Origin of the sequence: Pseudoalteromonas sp. BSi20429, from assembly GCF_000238895.1 — a bacterium.
Lineage (GTDB): Bacteria > Pseudomonadota > Gammaproteobacteria > Enterobacterales > Alteromonadaceae > Pseudoalteromonas > Pseudoalteromonas arctica.
The window spans coordinates 25,418-42,144 of sequence record NZ_BADV01000004.1; the positions used below are offsets into that span (position 1 = coordinate 25,418).

Consider the following 16,727-nt stretch of genomic DNA (forward strand, 5'->3'; position numbering starts at 1 on the left):
GTTAGTTGCGTTAATAACGCGTCTAACTGGGGACGGAGCCACTTTTAGCCATTGCTCTATTAGCTAAAAAGGCGTTAATTCGTTTTGTTGGGGTAAGCACAATGGCGTTACCTAATAGCACTAGGCTAAATCCTGCAAAGGTATTTGCGTGCCATTCAAAGCCTTCAAAAAAGCTACTCAGTGTTACTGCCACTAGTGGGAATAAAACAATAACGTAGCTGGCTTTTTCAGGGCCTATATTTCTAAGTAGAGCAAAGTAGCAACCAAAAGCGATTACAGTGCCAAATATTGATAGATAAAGTAGTGATAACCAGTAACTTGGTGGAGCGTTTAAACTAAATTGCACATCGTTCATTAATACATATAAAGCCAAGCCTATAGCGCTGTATAACATACCCCATGCATTGCCTTGCAATACACCAATTTGTTTACGAGAATTACGAACGCTTACCATATTTCCTAATGAAGCCACAAAGGTGCCACCGAGGGCAAGTAGTAACCCGACCAACGCACCGTTACTCAAGTCGAACTGCTGTAACTGTGGCCAAAACAGACACGTAATACCTAATACAGCGAGTACAGCACCTGTATAAATTCGTTTTGAGATTGGCTTACCAAAAAATAACCGAGTATTGACTATGTTCATAACCAGCAGCATTGAAAAGGCAATAGAGGTCATGGCTGAGGTAAGGTGATTTTGTGCCCAGTAAAGCATTAAATAATTTAATCCAAAATTACAAATGGCTAATAAAACAAAAAAGCCATGATCCAGTAACTTAAATCGCATGTCGGGTTTTTTGTACGCTACATATAACCACATTAAAAGCGCTGCAATAGCAAAGCGATAAAATAACGATAACTCTACCGCAATATCACCTAACTGAAACTCTATGGCTAACCAAGTTGAGCCCCAAATTAAAACAGTTGTAATGTATAGCGCTGCACTTTTCATGGTTAGTCTCCAAAGCCCGATTGAATGGCTATTTTAAGACCTATCTGTATACTTACCATATACAGAAAAGTAAAAATGTAACCTATACAGATTTGGTGTGTGATGATAAGACAAAAAAATAGCCAAGGGCATGAGTTTTTATATCAGCAAGTTATTCAGTTGATTAGAGATATGAGCGCTCAACAAGTTTTACTCCCCGGCGAAAAACTTCCATCACTGCGTAAAATGGCAGATAACTTAAGCATAAGTATCCCCACTGTAAAACAGGCTTACCAGTCACTTGAAGATCAAGGGTTGGTAGAGGCGCGTGAAAAATCAGGATATTTTTTAAAAGTCGTTAGCATGGCGCACAATTTACCTAAGCGAGTTAAATTAAGTCGCGAACCTGTTGTGGTAAATAAACAAGCCTTAATAGAGCAGGTGTACAGCGCGATTCATCAAGCGAACGTAGTCCCTTTTGGTATCGCTAACCCAATTGCCGCAGCACCTACCGATAAAGCACTCGCCAGAAACATGCGCCGCGTAATGACAATTGCGGGCAGTAAAGCCATAAACTATGGCCCAACAGATGGGTTTGTACCGCTGAAAAAGCAATTAGTGCATCGCTATTTAGATTTTGGTATTGGCATTGATATGGACGAGCTTGTGATCACCAATGGTGCGCAAGAGGCCATGGCTATTGCGCTTAAGTGTGTAACAAAGCCAGGCGATGTAGTGGCTATTGAGACACCTTGTTATCACGGGATTATAGAGCTAATAGAAAGCTTAGGGCTTAAAGCGCTCGAAATACCACTGTGCCCAGATAATGGCATTTGGTTAAGTGATTTGGAGCGCGCTTTGAATGAGCATGACATAAAAGCGTGTTTATTCTCGACAGCAATTAGCAACCCTGTAGGCAGCTTTATGCCAGATACAAACAGGCAGCAGCTGGTGGAGTTACTCGAAAGCCACGACGTAGTGCTTATTGAAGATGACGTATACGGCGATTTATATTTTACGGCAAAACGAGGCACACCTGCTTTAGCGTACTCTAAAAAAGGATTAGTGATCAGTTGCTCATCTTTTTCCAAAACGGCAGCGCCTAGCTATCGTGTGGGTTGGGTCGTTGCCGGTAAATTTGCAACACAAGCACGGCGATATAAACGAGCACTAAGTTGCTCCGCTTCGTTAATAAACCAATGGGCGTTATCAGAATTTATTGCCAGCGGCGAGTACGACCGTAACTTAAAGGTACTCAGGCAGCGCCTGCGCGATAACAAAGAGCGTATGCGATGGTGTTTACAACAAGCTATGCCAAAAAATACACGTATAAGCGATCCAAAAGGAGGCTGTGTAATGTGGCTAGATTTAGGAGGCGAATACGATAGTCAAAAATTATTTTTACTTGCTCTTGAGGTTGGTATTAGTATTACCCCTGGGCTTATTTTTTCAGCCTCTAATAAGTATAAAAGCTGCGTAAGGTTAAGTTATGGTGTGCCGTGGAGCGAGCAGATAGAGCAAGCCATTATTACTCTGGGTAAGCTCACTTTATTAGCTAAAAAGTAATACCAATCTGCTTATATATGGGGTCTATTTAACGTTAAGAAAATTACGCTAGAACTAGGCAAAAGTTTTTGTATCTAGTTGTTCTAAATAAAAAAATTTTAACGAAGTTATAGTGCAATTTAATTCGTTAAATTGATCAAAGATTTATGCAGGTTGGTATAAGTTTGGGAAACACAAAAAAGCAGCATTTAAGTAAACTTAAGTGCTGCCAAAGGGATGTTAAATAACGTTTGCTGTACTAATTGTGTTTAAAGCTAAATAACTGGTAACCTTTAAGCTCTGGCACTTGCATTACTAATTGCTCTTCTTGTTTTGCAATATCAGCAAAGTTTTCACATAAAGAGTTAGCTCTCTCTTCAAGTGCGCTTGCATGTAGCTCTACTTTTTCTTCTATTTGTGCACCCATATTTTCCATGCGTTGTTCAAAGGCATCCATATCGCCGCCTGAACCAAGTAACTCAGAACCTAAAGCCACTAAAATACTGCCCATTGATTGCATTACTGCTGATTCAACCGCTGTTTCTATCTGCTGCTCAAATTGTTGTTCAAAGTTTTCGCCAAATTGATTAAAACTTTGTTGGCCCATTACAAATGTACCTTGCTGGTAAAATGTGTTTTCTACCTCAATTTTAATGTCGTCCATAAGCTCAGACATATTATCAAGACCGTCAATATTAAATGCATTGCCTACTTCTTCTAATGCCACACCGGCAATTTTAACACCCTCAAGCGCTATGTTAGCTACTTCAGGTAATTGAGTGCGTAAGCTGTCAGAGTACTTATTCAGTGCTTCGCGTTGTGAGCTATTAAGCGCTACAAGCTCGCCATTTACGGTTAAGTCACCATGGGTATTAAATTGCATAGTTTTATTATTGGCAGTAAAAATTTCTAATTCGTTTGGTTTAATACGTACATCGTTTTTAAATTCGACGTTACATTCATCGTTACTAAATGAAATTGCAGAATCGTTGTCGTTATGAGCCATAGCGGCTGGCGTACAAATTAATGCGCTAACTAATAGTAATTTTTTCATGTTTGTTCTCTACTTTTTGTTGATGACGATTAATTAATAACAAGTTTGATGCCAGTTTTATTTTTCCATAAAAAACAATTGATTAAGTGTTTTTCTTTATTTTTTAGCAAGTCAAAATAATTAATAAATAGCTATTTTTTAGTCAAATTGGCTAACTAATAAAAATTAATAAATTTTATTTATCGATACGATAAAAAACTCTCACTTTCCTCAATTCAAATTTAGCGCTATTTATTCACATTACTGACATGAAGACTATTTACAGTAGTCGCGTGGCTTTATTTTGATGTTAATTTGCAGAGCACTTTGGCATTAAACATTTTTAATTTTACCGGCTATTGCGATAATAAAATCCTTGGTTGGTCTCAAACACTTTATGGAGTGGGTTGTGGGTAAGACATTTAGTTACGATGCGCTAGATGACGATTTTGTTGAAGACGAGTACGAAATGCTCGGACGTAATCAACACGATAAGAACAAGCAAAAGGTTAAAAAGAAGTTGGAAGACTACCTTGAGCAAAAACGCTTGCGTAAAAATCTAGGCGAAGACGATTTAAGCGATTACACCGATTAAATTTCACTAGTATAAATAAAATACCAATTAATATTGAGAGTTTAAATGTGCAGTTATGCGTATGTTTAAGTTTCAATAGTATTGGCAATAAAGAGGCCTTGCGCCTCTTTATTACTTTTCAAAGCGTACTTTTAGCCTGTGCTAATGCTTTTTGAATTGTAAGTTCTAGCTTTTCGGGTTTAGTAAAAGGTGCATAACGTTTAATTGGTGTACCATCTGCGGCAATTAAAAATTTAGTAAAATTCCACTTTATTTTACGTGTTAAAAAACCAGGTAAAGCCGATTTTAAATAACGAAAGATTGGGTGAGCATGCTCACCGTTTACATCTACTTTGGCCGCCATTAAAAAACGCACACCAAAATTAATTAAGCACCCTTGCTCTATTTGTGTTGCGTCGCCGGGTTCTTGCTGACCAAATTGATTGCACGGAAATCCCAGAATAACTAAACCTTGGCTGGCATACTTATTGTGCAAAGCTTGCAGCGACTCGTACTGGTAGGTAAATCCACATTTACTTGCGGTATTAACAATAAGCACAACCTTCCCTTCAAAATCATTAAAGTTGATAGGCTGACCCTGTAAGCTTGTTGCGCTTAATTGATGAAATTTGTGCATATTGGCGTCTTTTTTATTGTTGTTAGCCGCATTTTAACCTGAGTACAATATTTCATAAAGTATAAAGATCGCACTAATTTAAAATTAGAAATAGCCCCATACCGGCAAGCGTAGTGTAATAAATATTATGTGTTTTGTAGGCAACAATAATGGCGACTATTGCTGCGCTTAAATAAGGGTTTTGCCAGTTTAAGTTAATGCCATCTTCATTCAAAAACACGATAGGCACCCAAATTGCTGTAAGCACTGCCGGTGCACTAAAGCTTAAAAATTGCTGCATTTTAGGGCCTACTTTAAACGGTAAAGCACGGTGTAAAAATAAATAACGCGTAAAAAATGTAATGCACGCCATGAGTAAAATAGTCGTCATCATGGCGTTAATTCCTTTTTAGTGGTTAGTCTTGCTGTGCTGTAACCTGCGGCCATTGCCAGCAGCGCTGAGCAAACAAGCCATAACTCAAATCCTGTGCTTTTTAAAAGCGTTGCGCTAATGCCAGCTACAATTACCGTAACGAGTGAGGCCAAATTTTTAATGCCCGGAATAACCAAAGCTATAAACGTGGCAGCAATGGCAAAGTCGAGCCCTAAATTAGTTAAATCGGGCAGCATTGTGCCTGCTACAATGCCAATTAACGTCCAAATATTCCATGCAATATAAAAGCTAAAACCAGCGCTCAATGCGTATATTAAACGTGTTTTTGTTCTGTACGCTTTTCTATGGTGAGAAAATGCAAATAGCTCATCGGTTAATACAAAACTTACTGGTAAGCGCCAACGCATAGGTTGGTCAATTACCTTATGACGCACAGCTAAACCGTATAAAAAGTGCCGAGAGCTAATAATAAATGTTGTGAATAAAATTGTGAGCAATGGTGTGTTGCCCGCCATAAGTTCAATTGCAACAAGCTGTGCAGAGCCTGCAAAGACTAATAACGACATTGCTTGGGTTTCTAGTGCACTAAAGCCATTTTGAATCGCTAAAGAACCACATAAAATACCCCAAGGAACAACGGCTAAACACAGAGGTAGCATATCTAAAAAGCCTTTTAAAATAGCTTTTTTAACTGGTTGCATGATATTTACTCGCACGGCTTGTAGAATGGCTCATAAGGATACCTTAATATTATGATGTTAAAGTAGTTAACGAATTAGATAATACTGTTTTTTTAAGGATAGGCGCAATGACGACGTTAAAAGTGTGGGATGGGTTTATTAGATGCTTTCATTGGTTTTTGGTTGTAAGTATTGCGGTGCTTTATTTTAGTATTGAAGAGGGCATGATTGAGCTTCATTTTGTTGCTGGGTTCTTTACTTTAGCACTCATCGTAACGCGTTTAATATGGGGCATTATCGGAAGTAAAACCGCGAGATTAAGTGGGTTGCTGCACTCTCCTCGTGCTATTTTAAAGGCACTAAAGACACCAAGCGACTCGCTAGGTCATTCAGCACCTGGCAGTTGTATGGTAATGGTATTTTTTATAATTATAATTACGCAGCTTATTACCGGGTTAATGAGTAGTGATGGCATTTTAACTGACGGCCCGCTTGCTCAGTATGTGTCTAGCGATACGATTGATTTTGCAAATTGGCTACATGAGCTGAATTTTGACATTTTACTTTATGCTATTGGTTTACATGTATTAGCTATTATTGTTTATAGAATAAAAGGTAAGCCGCTAGTTAAGGCGATGATCACAGGCTCAAAAGAGTTAAAAGCGGATGACTCTGAGGCTAAAGTAACAAAAGCGTCTTGGCCTGCGTGGCTAATATTTATATCTTTATTGGTGTTGCTGATATTTACGTGGGCAAAAGAACCTTTAACTTATTTATTTAGTTAAAAACACATTAAACCAACCTTAAAGGGTTGGTTTTTATTTTTGGTTACATTCTTTTGTTTGATTGTTATGCGGGGCCGAATTATAATCGCCGCATTGCTGGCAAACTAATCGAAAGATTAGGGCGCAAAGTTTCCGGTCTAAGGCTTTTTATAAAGCTATGGTAGCGGGACTACTGCATAACGTGTTGTTATGTATCACTTGCCCTCAGTGTATTTTTTGTGTATCCATAGTGTATGGATAAGATTTTGTAACTCTTAAGGTGTTGCCGTGTTTATGCATACGTCGTTGGCCTGTGGAAAGTGGTCAACAATAGGTTGCTTAAATCATCATACCCAATTGTTTATTGGCGATGTGGTGAGTGTAACCTTTTATGACATGCAAGGAGAGCTAGTTAGTTTATCATTTGATTACAAAATCACCTCGCTTGAACAAGGTGAACCTCACGCATGGCCACGTTTAGTTGCCGAGCATATTAACGTGCATGTACCCCTTGTTAGCGCAGGTAAAATGACCGAACAAGGTTTAATTGTAGCCTATAGAAACAATGAAATTTTTGCTTTGCAAAGCAGTGGTATATGTAAAGCGCATGTCGATTTTCATTGTATTGCAAAATGCGATGAGCGTGTTGTTAATAACCTTGATACTTATGATTACGTGTACCCTGAAAATTGTGAAAACTATAATGCGGGTACAAAGGTATTGCAGCCAAAAACAGGGCATGTTTATCAATGTAGGCCTTGGCCATTTAATGAGTTTTGCCGCGCGAGTGACGATAAAAAGTTTATGTTCGAGCCCGGTATTGGACAAAGTTGGGCTATGGCTTGGCAGCAAATATAAGGCTGTTAGTGAATTATCTTCCCAAAGGTATAGCGGTTTTAGTAATGAAGCGTTTACCGTTTTAGCCCATCCAACTATTGGATGGGCTTTTTTATTTTTATGATAAACTGTAAATCACGTTATTTTTTTAATTGGTTTTGTTGTGTCTCGTCCTGACTATTCTTTAAGTTTATTACCTAATTTCCCGATTGCTAAACAGCAAGCCCATACATTAAGTACTCATAATAAAATACGCACTGATAATTACTATTGGATGCGTGATGACGATCGTCAGGATGAGCAAGTACTTGCTCATTTACATGCTGAAAATGCGTATTGCGATGAACAGTTAGCTGCAATGAAGCCACTCCAAAATACACTTTTTGAAGAGTTAAAAGCACGCATTGTAAAAGACGATAACTCGGTACCCGTTAAAGACGGGAAATACTGGTATCACTCAGAAGTTCGTGGTGATGATGAGTACTCTCGCCATTATAGAAGCACGAGCATAAGGGCTGATAATAAAGAGCTTTTACTCGATGTGAATATATTAGCTGAGGGATTTGAGTTTTTTGAGCTAGGAGAAGTCGCACTAAGCCCATGCGAGCAGCTTATGGCTTACTCTGAAGATACTGAAGGTCGTCGTATTTATAATGTTCGCTTTAAAAGCTTAACGACCGGTGAAATGCTACCTGATGTACTTGAAAATACAGAAGGGCAGGTTGTTTGGGCTAACGACAATAAAACTGTTTTTTATGTAAAAAAAGATTTAAAAACGCTACTAGGATACCAAGTATTTAGGCATGAGCTTGGCAGCGAGCAAAGCCAAGACGTAATGGTTTACGAAGAGCAAGACAGCAGCTTTTTTATGGGGCTTGGTAAAAGCCGCGACGAAGGCTTAATTATTATTGATTTAGCATCGACAGAGACCAACGATACATGGGTGCTTGATGCTAATAAGCCCACTGACGAATTTAAAGCATTAATGCCGCGTGAAGATGGCCACGAGTTTGACGTAGATAAGCTAGGTGACACATTTTATATTGTGACTAACTGGCAAGCTAAAAACTTTAGATTAATGACGGCAACAAACGAAACGATTGCTGATAAAACACAATGGTTTGAGCATACAGCTCACAGAGAAAATGTACTACTTGAAGGTGTAGAGTTATTTAATGACTTTTTAGTATTGAGTGAACGCGAGCAAGGGCAAGCTCGATTTGTAGTTGTTAATAGGCTAGGGGATCGTATGGCACTTGAGTTTGCCGATCCTTGTTATTATGCTGCAATAGCAATGAACCCAGAGCCAGACACTCGCACTGCGCGTATTTATTACTCAAGTTTAACAACACCAGGCTCTTTATATGATGTTGATTTAGCAACTGGCAAAAAAACACTACTTAAACAGCAAAAAGTACTCGGTAGTTTTAATGCCGATGACTATCAGTCGGAGCGATTAATGGTAACTGCTCGCGACGGAGTTAAAGTACCTGTATCTGTTGTTTATCGAAAAGACAGCTTTAAAAAAGATGGCACAAATCCGTTATTTCAATACGGCTATGGCGCCTATGGCTATACGATTGATCCTAGTTTTTCTAGTTCGTCACTGAGCTTGCTCGATCGTGGCTTTGTTTATGTTATTGCGCATGTTCGAGGCTCTGAAATGCTAGGTCGCGAATGGTATGAGCAAGGTAAAAAAGAGCATAAACAAAATAGCTTTAGTGACTTTATTGATGTGACAAAAGCGCTTGTTGATCAAGGTTATTGTGATAGCAATAAGGTGTTTGCCTCAGGCGGCAGTGCCGGTGGCTTATTAATGGGAGCGGTTGTAAACCAGGCACCAGAGTTATATTGCGGTGTTGGCTGTCATGTACCATTTTTAGACGTATTAACCACAATGCTTGATGAGAGTATTCCGCTCACAACAAATGAATACGATGAATGGGGTAATCCAAATGAGCCTCAATTTTATGATGTGATAGAAGCTTACTCGCCTTATGACAATATTAGCGCACAAAACTACCCGAACATACTCGTTACTACCGGTCTTCATGACTCACAAGTACAGTATTGGGAGCCTATGAAGTGGGTTGCAAAAATGCGTGAACTTAAAACAGACAGTAATATTTTAGTATTTAAAACCGATATGGATGCAGGTCATGGCGGTGCATCAGGTCGTTTTAAAAGCTTAGAAGAAAAAGCCCTCGAAATGGCCTTTTTTATTGCGCTGTTAAATTAACTGCAAAATCGGAAAATTGTATTACTCTATATATAGAAGTTGATATATATAAGGTAATTTATGTTTGGAGCACATGGCGAATTTCAGATTTGTTCACAGCCCCCTCATATGTATTTAAAATTGAAGGGGAGCTTTAACAATGAAGGTATAACATCATTAACTAATGGTGTTATTCAAGAATTGAGCACTCACCCTGAAAATACGATTAAGTTTGTGATTGTTAACTTAAAAGAGTTTGAACTGTTAACTTTAGATAGTCTTGATTCGTTAGAGGCCTATTTTGCGGGTGTAAAAGAACGTGGCTATCAACGAGTTGACTATATAAACATTAATATCATAGCTAAAAACATGTTTGAAAAAGTATGGAAAAATAGCGATGTAGAAGTTAATTTTTATAAAGATACTGAAAGCTATTTATTAGTGCATCCAAGTGATAGTTATATAAAACAGAACTGGTAATTAATATGAGTATTATAAACCGCTACTGAAGAGGGCTTATAATACTCTCTAAACACCCTTTATAGCGCCTTGAAAGGTTTAAGCACATATCGTTTTTAAGTCTGACTTTATAATCGCCACTGTCAGTAGGCATCAGTTCGCAGATAGCTTGTTTTCTTACCAGCGTTGAGCGATGAATACGAATAAACCCTTCTGGCTCTAGCTGCTGTTCAATATTTTTCATGGTTTCGCGGTGTAATACCGGTGTACTACCTTGGGTAAAATGCAGCTCTACATAATTGCCCGCACCATTAATCCAAATAATATCTTTTATATCAATTAGCCTTACCTTACCTACATCTTTAACTACGATATGTGATGATGGTTTTTCGGTTTGTGTGCTTTGTTGATATTGACGTTCGGCCGCGCTTGCAATCGGGCAAAGGTGAATCAGTTTATCAAAGCATTTATCGATACGTGGTGCAGTTGAATCTACTATTAAAAAATCAACAGCGCCAACTTCAAAAGCAAAACTCGCAAAATGACCCGACTGGGCAATAATGACTAACTTAAGCTTTTTAGCTAGCTCTGTTAAATGCACTATTTGCATAGGGTCTGCCAGATTAGTTAGTTCGTAAAACAGTACGTTGTATTGATCTGTATCTATCTGATCTAATCTGTTTGCCTGAATAAAAGATTGAGATTCAAAGTGTCGGTGCTCTTGCACGCGCTTTGTTAAAAATGTTGCAAACTTAGTGTTACTAACAAAAGTTAATGCATGAAAAGAAGCGACCATTATTTTATATCTCTTGCTGTATATAATAATAAAGACCGTGCTTAGCGGAAAAACTGTTATGAAAAGTACAATATATTTATAAAATAATTGTGACGTACTAATTCGTCCCATAAAACTAGCTATTCATACCAAAGATTACGCCTAATAAATAACGTACGTAGAGTGTTTAAATAAATCCCCTTACTGTAATCCGCGAAGTAACTATTTAGTTACAAAAATAACAATTCAGGGGAATTATATGACATTAACTAACAAAGGTAGCGCGCGATTATTTAAAAAATCGTCGTTAACAGTTGCGCTAAGCAGCGCGATACTTGCAAGCATTTCATTTCAAGGTGTGGCTGCAGAAGATGACGAAATTACTAAAATAGAACGTGTACAAGTTACAGGCTCTCGCATTCGTTCAGCTGAGGCGATGTCATCAGCGCCTATTCAAGTTGTAGATAGCACAGCAATCGACGCATCTGGTTCATTAAATATTCAAGATTTACTACTAGATAATCCAGCATTTGGTTCACCGGCAATCAGTCGTACTAACTCAAACTTTAGTACAGCGAGTGCAGGTGTTGCGACTGTAGATTTACGTAATTTAGGTTCTAACCGTACATTGGTATTAGTTAACGGTCGTCGTTATGTATCAGGTGTACCAGGTAGCTCTGCTGTCGATTTAAACACTATTCCGAGCCAATTTATTGAACGTGTTGAAATTATGACAGGTGGTGCTTCATCTGTTTATGGCTCTGACGCTGTTGCTGGTGTAGTTAACTTTGTACTAAAAGATGACTTTGAAGGCGTTGAGTTTGATGGTCAGTACGGTGAATCGAGTGAAGGTGATGATGAGTCACGCCAATTTAACTTTACCTCAGGCTTATCAAGCTCAGATGGTAAAGGACACGCAATGTTTCACCTTGGTTACTCTGATCAAGGCGCTGTTTTCTCACGTGACCGTGATCGCTCAGCGGTAGACCAATTTTCAGGTATTTTCTTCGAAGATGATCCAGTAGCAAATCCAGGTTCTGTATTTGATGCAGTAAGCCCGTTTTTATCTTCATTTCCACCACAAGGTCGTTTTAGCGCTGGGGATGAAACATTTACGTTTAATGATGCAAATAACCTACAAAACTCATTTAGTACTAATGGCGGCGATGGCGTAGCTGCAAATGGTTTTAACCGAAGCGGTGTACGTACAATAGCAATACCTACAGAACGTTACTTATTTGCCTCAAATGGTAGCTACGAGTTAAGCGACAAGCATAGCTTTTTTTATGAAGGCACTTACGCTGCAACAACAACCGTTTCTGAATTAGAGCCATTTCCTTTTGCCTCTGACGACATTTATGCAAATGGCCAGGTACCAATTGAATTTAATGTAAACGGTGAGCTTCTACGTAACGCGTTTGTTCCAGACGATATATATAACGCAGCAACCGATACCGACGGTGATGGCGCACGAGATATCTTCTTTGCAAAACGTTTAAGTGATATCGGTAATCGTGGAGCACGAGCAGAGCGTGATACATTCCGTTTAGCACTTGGTTTTCAAGGTGAAATAGCCGATGGTTGGTTTTACGATACTTACTATGTATACGGTAAAACAAAAGAGCAACAAGTTTCAGGCGGTCTAGTTAATGTACAAAGCTTCCGTCAAGGTTTAGAAGCTGTGATCGATAGCCAAGATTTAGATGGTGATGGTATTACTGATGAGGCTATCTGTATCGATGCGACAGCACGTGGCTTTAATTGTGCACCAGTAGACATTTATGGTTTTAATTCGTTATCGCAAGGTGCTATTGATTTTGTAAGTGCACCTAGTTCGCTTTCAACGTCGGTTGAGCAAGAAATCATTGGTGGTAATATTTCAGGTGATTTATTTGATTTACCAGCAGGTACGGTAGGTATTGCAGCTGGTTTTGAATACCGCGAAGAATTTTCACGCAGTGAATTTGATGCACTACAGCAAGCAGGTCTTAATGCGGGTAATGCAATCCCAGCAACAGAAGGCTCGTTTGATGTAACTGAGTATTATGTAGAAGCAAATATCCCAGTGCTTGATTCTGTAACGATGAATGCAGCAGTTCGTTTATCTGATTATTCAACTGTAGGTAGCACTGAAAGTTGGAATGTGGGTGTTGATTGGGAAGTAATGGATAGCTTACGTTTACGTGCTACTCGTGCTCGTTCAACACGGGCTCCAAATATCGATGAACTATTTTCTCCGCCTTCACAAACTTTCCCAAGTGGTTTAAACGATCCATGTTTAGGTGTTACTAATAGTGGTGGTGGTGCTGCTGGCGATGCTTGTAGAACAGATGGTGGTGTTACAACTAATATCGCTTCAAATGGTGAGTTCACGCTTAACCAGTCTGACTTACAAGGCATTAGTGGCTTTAACCGTGGTAACCAAGATTTAAAAGAAGAAGTTGGTGACTCTGTAACAGTAGGTTTAGTATTTACACCAGAAAACCTAATATCAGGACTAGATATTACGCTTGATTACTTTGATATCGAAATTACAGATGCAATCGTATCAACACCTCGTCAGTTTATTCTTGACCAATGTTATGGCGGCGGCGATACAAGCTTTTGTGACTTTGTAACTCGTCGTAGTGCGCCATCAGGTAATAATAGTGCTGGTTCACTAGAATTTATCGACAGTGGTGTATCTAACAGTGGTGGCTTAGGTACAGAAGGTGTTGATTTAACACTAACGTACTCTGCTGATATTGGTCCTGGTGCGTTTAGAACTCGCCTTGCTTATACTTACCTAATCGATGGTTATAGCATTCCACTTCCAGGCGCTGATAAAGATGAGTTTGCTGGAGAAATTGGTGCATCAGAGCATAAAGCTAACTGGAACTTTGGTTATAAACTTAACGACTTTGATTTTAACTGGAGCTTAACTTACATTGGCGCTGCAGACTTTGATGATCAATTCTTAAGTGGTTTTGGTATTGCTCCAGGTGGAGTAGGGATTGGTTCAGTAACGTATCATGATGTTCAAGCAAGTTACCATATCAGCGATTCAACAGAGCTTTACGCTGGTGCAAGTAACTTATTTGATAAAGAGCCACCACGCATTTTATCGGGTGTGAGCGGTTCAAGTACTGGTACTGAAACTGATGCTGGTACGTACGACCCAATTGGTCAATCATTCTACATAGGTTTTAGAAGTAAATTCTAACCAACAATAACGACACTAATATAGTTACTTAATTAGTTACGTTCACAAAGCCTCAGTATCGCTGGGGCTTTTTTATTGGAAAAAATAATAAGAGCAGTAATGCTTATACATTGTTTATCCCAATATATGAGCATTGTGCCCACTTAAACCAAAAACAACGCCACTGGTAACAGGGGCGTTGTTTAGTATTGGGAGGAGACTAATATAGTAACCGAATCGCTTGATTATTTAACGATTTATCCCTATTTGTGGCCCTCTTCATTGAGGGCTTTTTTTTTGCTGGTTTAGTCTAAGTAAGCCTTTAGCATCCAAACCAATTTTTCTTGCTCTGAGATGTAATCGCTCATTAGTGAGGCTGTACCTTCATCGTCTGCATCACCAGCTTGGCTTAAAATATCACGCTGCATGTGAATTAATGTGCTGTAACCAGCAAGTAGGTTTTCTACGGCTGTAACGCCATCACTAATACCTTTAGCTTCTTTGATTTTACTTACTTCAAGGTAATCAGAAAATGCATGTAGAGGTGCGCCATCTAACGTTAAAATACGTTCTGCAACTTCATCTACTTTTAGAAGTAGTAAGTTATAAATTTCTTCAAACTTAACGTGTAGTTCAAAAAAGTTACGGCCTTTAATATTCCAGTGAAAGCCACGCGCATTCATGTATTGAATCTGGTAGCTACTCAATAATGTATTGAGTGACTTTATGATGTCTTCGCTTTTTGCGCTGTTTAGACCAATTGCGTTTACATGTGACATAACTTGCTCCTGAATAACCGTTTGTTTGTGAACTTGTGATAAGTATTACTAATTTCGATAAATTAGTAAAATCGTTTAAATGTATCTAATTAATAGTTTTAACCTATTATCTGTTTTTGATACCTATATTCACTTTAGACTATTAATAGAAGTGGGTCTGATTAATAAAAATACTACCCCTCAAAAGTAAATAAACCTCAAAAGTATATAAATCATGATCTAAAACAAACTTTATTCAAGGTAATAACTTAGCTATTTTTTTATTGATGCAGGTCAAAAATCATCCACCCTAACGGCGCATAATAATGTTGTCGAAATAATTAGGAGAGATAACATGCATGCAAAAACAGCGAAACAAAATAAAGCAGAGTTAATAGTGGTAGGAATTGCAGTCATCGCATTTGTACTTGGGTTAGTAGCGCACTTAGCGGGTGCAAGCTTTGCGAACTCAGATTTTTTTGGCTACATTGCGGCGCCGATTCCGCTTATATTGGCAGTGGTATTTTTAATTAGTTATAAAATAGCAGCCAATGCTGAGGATTAATCTTTCCCGTTTAAGCACTTTAAAATGTAATCGAGTACTTGGCGCGAGTAAATCATACTGGTATGGCTTAAATGAAACACTTTATGTTCGGCCATACCTTTAAGTTTGGTTTCATCTAGTAATACAGTGCCATCTGACTGGCTACCTTTGACTATTAAGGGCATAAGCCCAATAGGTAAATCGCCCGCAATACTGTAAAGCTTAGCTTTAAAAGGCCAATTACCATTTTTAGTGAGTAAAAATTCAACACTATTTTTTAAAAATGATTCAAAGCCTTTTTGCTTCATTTTTTGCGCTATATGGCTGCCTTTATGTGGAGTACCCAGTGTAATTACCTTCGTAATATTCTGGCTAGCAGGAGAGTTTGCCTCTAGGTAAGCACGTGCAATCAGCCCTCCCATTGAGTGGCATACAAGCGCTGCAGGTTCGTTAGAAATACACTCATCAATTTGTGCAAATATGGTATCGCGGTGAGGGTCGAGCGTATTATAGGTAATGTTTAATACCGTCATACCCGATTCTTCAAGTCGTGAACAAAGTGGGCGCATAACAAAGCCAGACATATACAAGCCATGTAAAACAATAACGTGTTTAACTTTCATATGCTCCCTAATACCAATTTTATTAAAGACATGATCATTCTAGCGTATTAAATAACCCGCTACCTGCGTTAAAAATTATTTATATAGAACAACTATATGTCATAATTTTCGCCTTGCTATCGACTTATTTCCTTGTCGCTATAATAGATAACTAATTTAATGCAATTGGTATAACTACCGTAATTACATTAATTGCAGCGGTTTTATTTCAATATTGGTTGTATCGGTATTTACCCATACTTCACCATCTTGAATGGTAATGGCGAGCTTAATTCCACGATCAACCAAAGCAGCAAGTGCTTGTGTTGCTGCATAATCAAGGCTAAAAACACTTAGATTTTTAAATTCATACAATTTAGGTTGGTGTTTTTGCCACCAAATTGCTTGATTGTTTTCACCATAAGTATATAGCACCACTTTTTTAGATTTATTACAGGCTTTTTTAAGGCGTTTTTCATCTGGTAAGCCAAGTTCAATCCATAGTTCTATTTCTTCACTATAGCTTACATGCCAAAGTTCAGGCTCATCATCAGCGCTTAATCCTTTAGTAAATTCTAAACCATCACAGCTATTTAGCGCAAAAGCGAGTAAGCGAATCATCAACCGCTGATCTGTTTCTGAAGGGTGTTGAGCCAAGGTTAAATTAAAATCTTGATAAACGTGGCGGTCCATATCGCTAAGCGATAACTGCACTTTCATAATGGTGGATTTAAGAGCCATAACAACTAATCTGAAAAAATTTGCGTCAGTATAGCGCAATTAAATGAATTGCCAGTTAAAATAGCGGTTAATTAT

The 16,727-nt window shown here is 38.4% G+C and carries 17 protein-coding genes and 1 riboswitch; of the genes, 8 read left to right on the forward strand and 9 right to left on the reverse strand.

The features are described 5' to 3' along the window. Window positions 1-22 precede the first annotated feature (22 nt). Entirely contained in the window at window positions 23-952 is a 930-nt protein-coding gene (locus P20429_RS18920; RefSeq protein WP_007579798.1) for a DMT family transporter, read from the reverse strand. Window positions 953-1,054: 102 nt separating this feature from the next. Between P20429_RS18920 and P20429_RS18915 the strand changes: the two genes are divergently transcribed. Next, complete coding sequence (locus P20429_RS18915) at window positions 1,055-2,497, forward strand: PLP-dependent aminotransferase family protein (RefSeq protein WP_007579799.1); 1,443 nt, start codon at window positions 1,055-1,057, stop codon at window positions 2,495-2,497. 238 nt (window positions 2,498-2,735) lie between these two features. On the opposite strand, the gene P20429_RS18910 is transcribed toward P20429_RS18915, so the two are convergent. Further along, on the reverse strand, window positions 2,736-3,530 hold the full coding sequence (locus tag P20429_RS18910) for a YggN family protein (RefSeq protein ID WP_007579800.1): 795 nt from the start codon (window positions 3,528-3,530) through the stop codon (window positions 2,736-2,738). 388 nt (window positions 3,531-3,918) lie between these two features. On the opposite strand from P20429_RS18910, the gene P20429_RS18905 reads away from it, so the two are divergent. Continuing rightward, the gene (locus tag P20429_RS18905) at window positions 3,919-4,104 is read left to right on the forward strand and encodes a PA3496 family putative envelope integrity protein (RefSeq protein ID WP_007579801.1); all 186 of its coding nucleotides are present in this window, start codon (window positions 3,919-3,921) and stop codon (window positions 4,102-4,104) included. A gap of 118 nt (window positions 4,105-4,222) precedes the next feature. Here P20429_RS18905 and P20429_RS18900 read toward each other — a convergent pair whose 3' ends face one another. From P20429_RS18900 to P20429_RS18890, 3 genes are all read right to left on the reverse strand, one after another. Next, window positions 4,223-4,720: a glutathione peroxidase gene (locus P20429_RS18900; protein WP_007579802.1), complete on the reverse strand. Its 498-nt coding sequence runs from the start codon at window positions 4,718-4,720 to the stop codon at window positions 4,223-4,225. A gap of 73 nt (window positions 4,721-4,793) precedes the next feature. After that, complete coding sequence (locus P20429_RS18895; RefSeq protein WP_004335020.1) at window positions 4,794-5,093, reverse strand: AzlD domain-containing protein; 300 nt, start codon at window positions 5,091-5,093, stop codon at window positions 4,794-4,796. Beyond that, window positions 5,090-5,794 (reverse strand): AzlC family ABC transporter permease, encoded by a 705-nt coding sequence (locus tag P20429_RS18890; RefSeq protein WP_007579803.1) that lies wholly within the window; start codon window positions 5,792-5,794, stop codon window positions 5,090-5,092. The genes P20429_RS18895 and P20429_RS18890 overlap by 4 nt, the downstream gene beginning before the upstream one ends. Window positions 5,795-5,901: 107 nt before the next feature. On the opposite strand from P20429_RS18890, the gene P20429_RS18885 reads away from it, so the two are divergent. From P20429_RS18885 to P20429_RS18870, 4 genes are all read left to right on the forward strand, one after another. Next, window positions 5,902-6,558 carry a cytochrome b/b6 domain-containing protein gene (locus P20429_RS18885; protein ID WP_007579804.1) on the forward strand — a complete coding sequence of 219 codons (657 nt, stop codon included), beginning with the start codon at window positions 5,902-5,904 and terminating at the stop codon, window positions 6,556-6,558. Between the two features lie 88 nt (window positions 6,559-6,646). Next, window positions 6,647-6,735, forward strand: a riboswitch (cyclic di-GMP riboswitch). A gap of 96 nt (window positions 6,736-6,831) precedes the next feature. Then, a complete protein-coding gene (locus P20429_RS18880) occupies window positions 6,832-7,395 on the forward strand; it encodes a hypothetical protein (RefSeq protein ID WP_024589489.1) in 564 nt (187 codons plus the stop codon). A gap of 142 nt (window positions 7,396-7,537) precedes the next feature. After that, the gene (locus P20429_RS18875; protein WP_007579807.1) at window positions 7,538-9,613 is read left to right on the forward strand and encodes a S9 family peptidase; all 2,076 of its coding nucleotides are present in this window, start codon (window positions 7,538-7,540) and stop codon (window positions 9,611-9,613) included. 60 nt (window positions 9,614-9,673) lie between these two features. Continuing rightward, a complete protein-coding gene (locus P20429_RS18870) occupies window positions 9,674-10,072 on the forward strand; it encodes a hypothetical protein (protein WP_007579808.1) in 399 nt (132 codons plus the stop codon). Between the two features lie 22 nt (window positions 10,073-10,094). Here P20429_RS18870 and P20429_RS18865 read toward each other — a convergent pair whose 3' ends face one another. Next, complete coding sequence (locus P20429_RS18865) at window positions 10,095-10,847, reverse strand: LytTR family DNA-binding domain-containing protein (RefSeq protein ID WP_007579810.1); 753 nt, start codon at window positions 10,845-10,847, stop codon at window positions 10,095-10,097. Between the two features lie 238 nt (window positions 10,848-11,085). Here P20429_RS18865 and P20429_RS18860 point away from each other — a divergent pair, with 238 nt between their 5' ends. Beyond that, the gene (locus P20429_RS18860; RefSeq protein WP_007579812.1) at window positions 11,086-14,028 is read left to right on the forward strand and encodes a TonB-dependent receptor domain-containing protein; all 2,943 of its coding nucleotides are present in this window, start codon (window positions 11,086-11,088) and stop codon (window positions 14,026-14,028) included. A gap of 284 nt (window positions 14,029-14,312) precedes the next feature. Here the strand turns inward: P20429_RS18860 and P20429_RS18855 are convergent, their stop codons facing one another. Continuing rightward, entirely contained in the window at window positions 14,313-14,786 is a 474-nt protein-coding gene (locus tag P20429_RS18855) for a Dps family protein (protein WP_004334993.1), read from the reverse strand. A 334-nt stretch (window positions 14,787-15,120) separates the two neighbouring features. Here P20429_RS18855 and P20429_RS18850 point away from each other — a divergent pair, with 334 nt between their 5' ends. After that, window positions 15,121-15,330, forward strand: coding sequence for a hypothetical protein (locus tag P20429_RS18850; RefSeq protein WP_007579816.1), 210 nt, complete (start codon window positions 15,121-15,123; stop codon window positions 15,328-15,330). On the opposite strand, the gene P20429_RS18845 is transcribed toward P20429_RS18850, so the two are convergent. Further along, entirely contained in the window at window positions 15,327-15,932 is a 606-nt protein-coding gene (locus P20429_RS18845; protein WP_007579818.1) for an alpha/beta fold hydrolase, read from the reverse strand. The genes P20429_RS18850 and P20429_RS18845 overlap by 4 nt on opposite strands. 183 nt (window positions 15,933-16,115) lie before the next feature. Further along, a complete protein-coding gene (locus P20429_RS18840; RefSeq protein WP_033026171.1) occupies window positions 16,116-16,652 on the reverse strand; it encodes a YaeQ family protein in 537 nt (178 codons plus the stop codon). Window positions 16,653-16,727 lie beyond the last annotated feature (75 nt).

What these genes read in the sequence shown, in the direction of transcription:
- P20429_RS18920 (WP_007579798.1), bottom strand. Translation starts at nt 952, where the DNA reads ATGAAAAGTGCAGCGCTATACATTACAACTGTTTTAATTTGGGGCTCA.
- P20429_RS18915 (WP_007579799.1), top strand. Translation starts at nt 1,055, where the DNA reads ATGATAAGACAAAAAAATAGCCAAGGGCATGAGTTTTTATATCAGCAA.
- P20429_RS18910 (WP_007579800.1), bottom strand. Translation starts at nt 3,530, where the DNA reads ATGAAAAAATTACTATTAGTTAGCGCATTAATTTGTACGCCAGCCGCT.
- P20429_RS18900 (WP_007579802.1), bottom strand. Translation starts at nt 4,720, where the DNA reads ATGCACAAATTTCATCAATTAAGCGCAACAAGCTTACAGGGTCAGCCT.
- P20429_RS18895 (WP_004335020.1), bottom strand. Translation starts at nt 5,093, where the DNA reads ATGATGACGACTATTTTACTCATGGCGTGCATTACATTTTTTACGCGT.
- P20429_RS18890 (WP_007579803.1), bottom strand. Translation starts at nt 5,794, where the DNA reads ATGCAACCAGTTAAAAAAGCTATTTTAAAAGGCTTTTTAGATATGCTA.
- P20429_RS18885 (WP_007579804.1), top strand. Translation starts at nt 5,902, where the DNA reads ATGACGACGTTAAAAGTGTGGGATGGGTTTATTAGATGCTTTCATTGG.
- P20429_RS18880 (WP_024589489.1), top strand. Translation starts at nt 6,832, where the DNA reads ATGCATACGTCGTTGGCCTGTGGAAAGTGGTCAACAATAGGTTGCTTA.
- P20429_RS18870 (WP_007579808.1), top strand. Translation starts at nt 9,674, where the DNA reads ATGTTTGGAGCACATGGCGAATTTCAGATTTGTTCACAGCCCCCTCAT.
- P20429_RS18865 (WP_007579810.1), bottom strand. Translation starts at nt 10,847, where the DNA reads ATGGTCGCTTCTTTTCATGCATTAACTTTTGTTAGTAACACTAAGTTT.
- P20429_RS18860 (WP_007579812.1), top strand. Translation starts at nt 11,086, where the DNA reads ATGACATTAACTAACAAAGGTAGCGCGCGATTATTTAAAAAATCGTCG.
- P20429_RS18855 (WP_004334993.1), bottom strand. Translation starts at nt 14,786, where the DNA reads ATGTCACATGTAAACGCAATTGGTCTAAACAGCGCAAAAAGCGAAGAC.
- P20429_RS18850 (WP_007579816.1), top strand. Translation starts at nt 15,121, where the DNA reads ATGCATGCAAAAACAGCGAAACAAAATAAAGCAGAGTTAATAGTGGTA.
- P20429_RS18845 (WP_007579818.1), bottom strand. Translation starts at nt 15,932, where the DNA reads ATGAAAGTTAAACACGTTATTGTTTTACATGGCTTGTATATGTCTGGC.
- P20429_RS18840 (WP_033026171.1), bottom strand. Translation starts at nt 16,652, where the DNA reads ATGGCTCTTAAATCCACCATTATGAAAGTGCAGTTATCGCTTAGCGAT.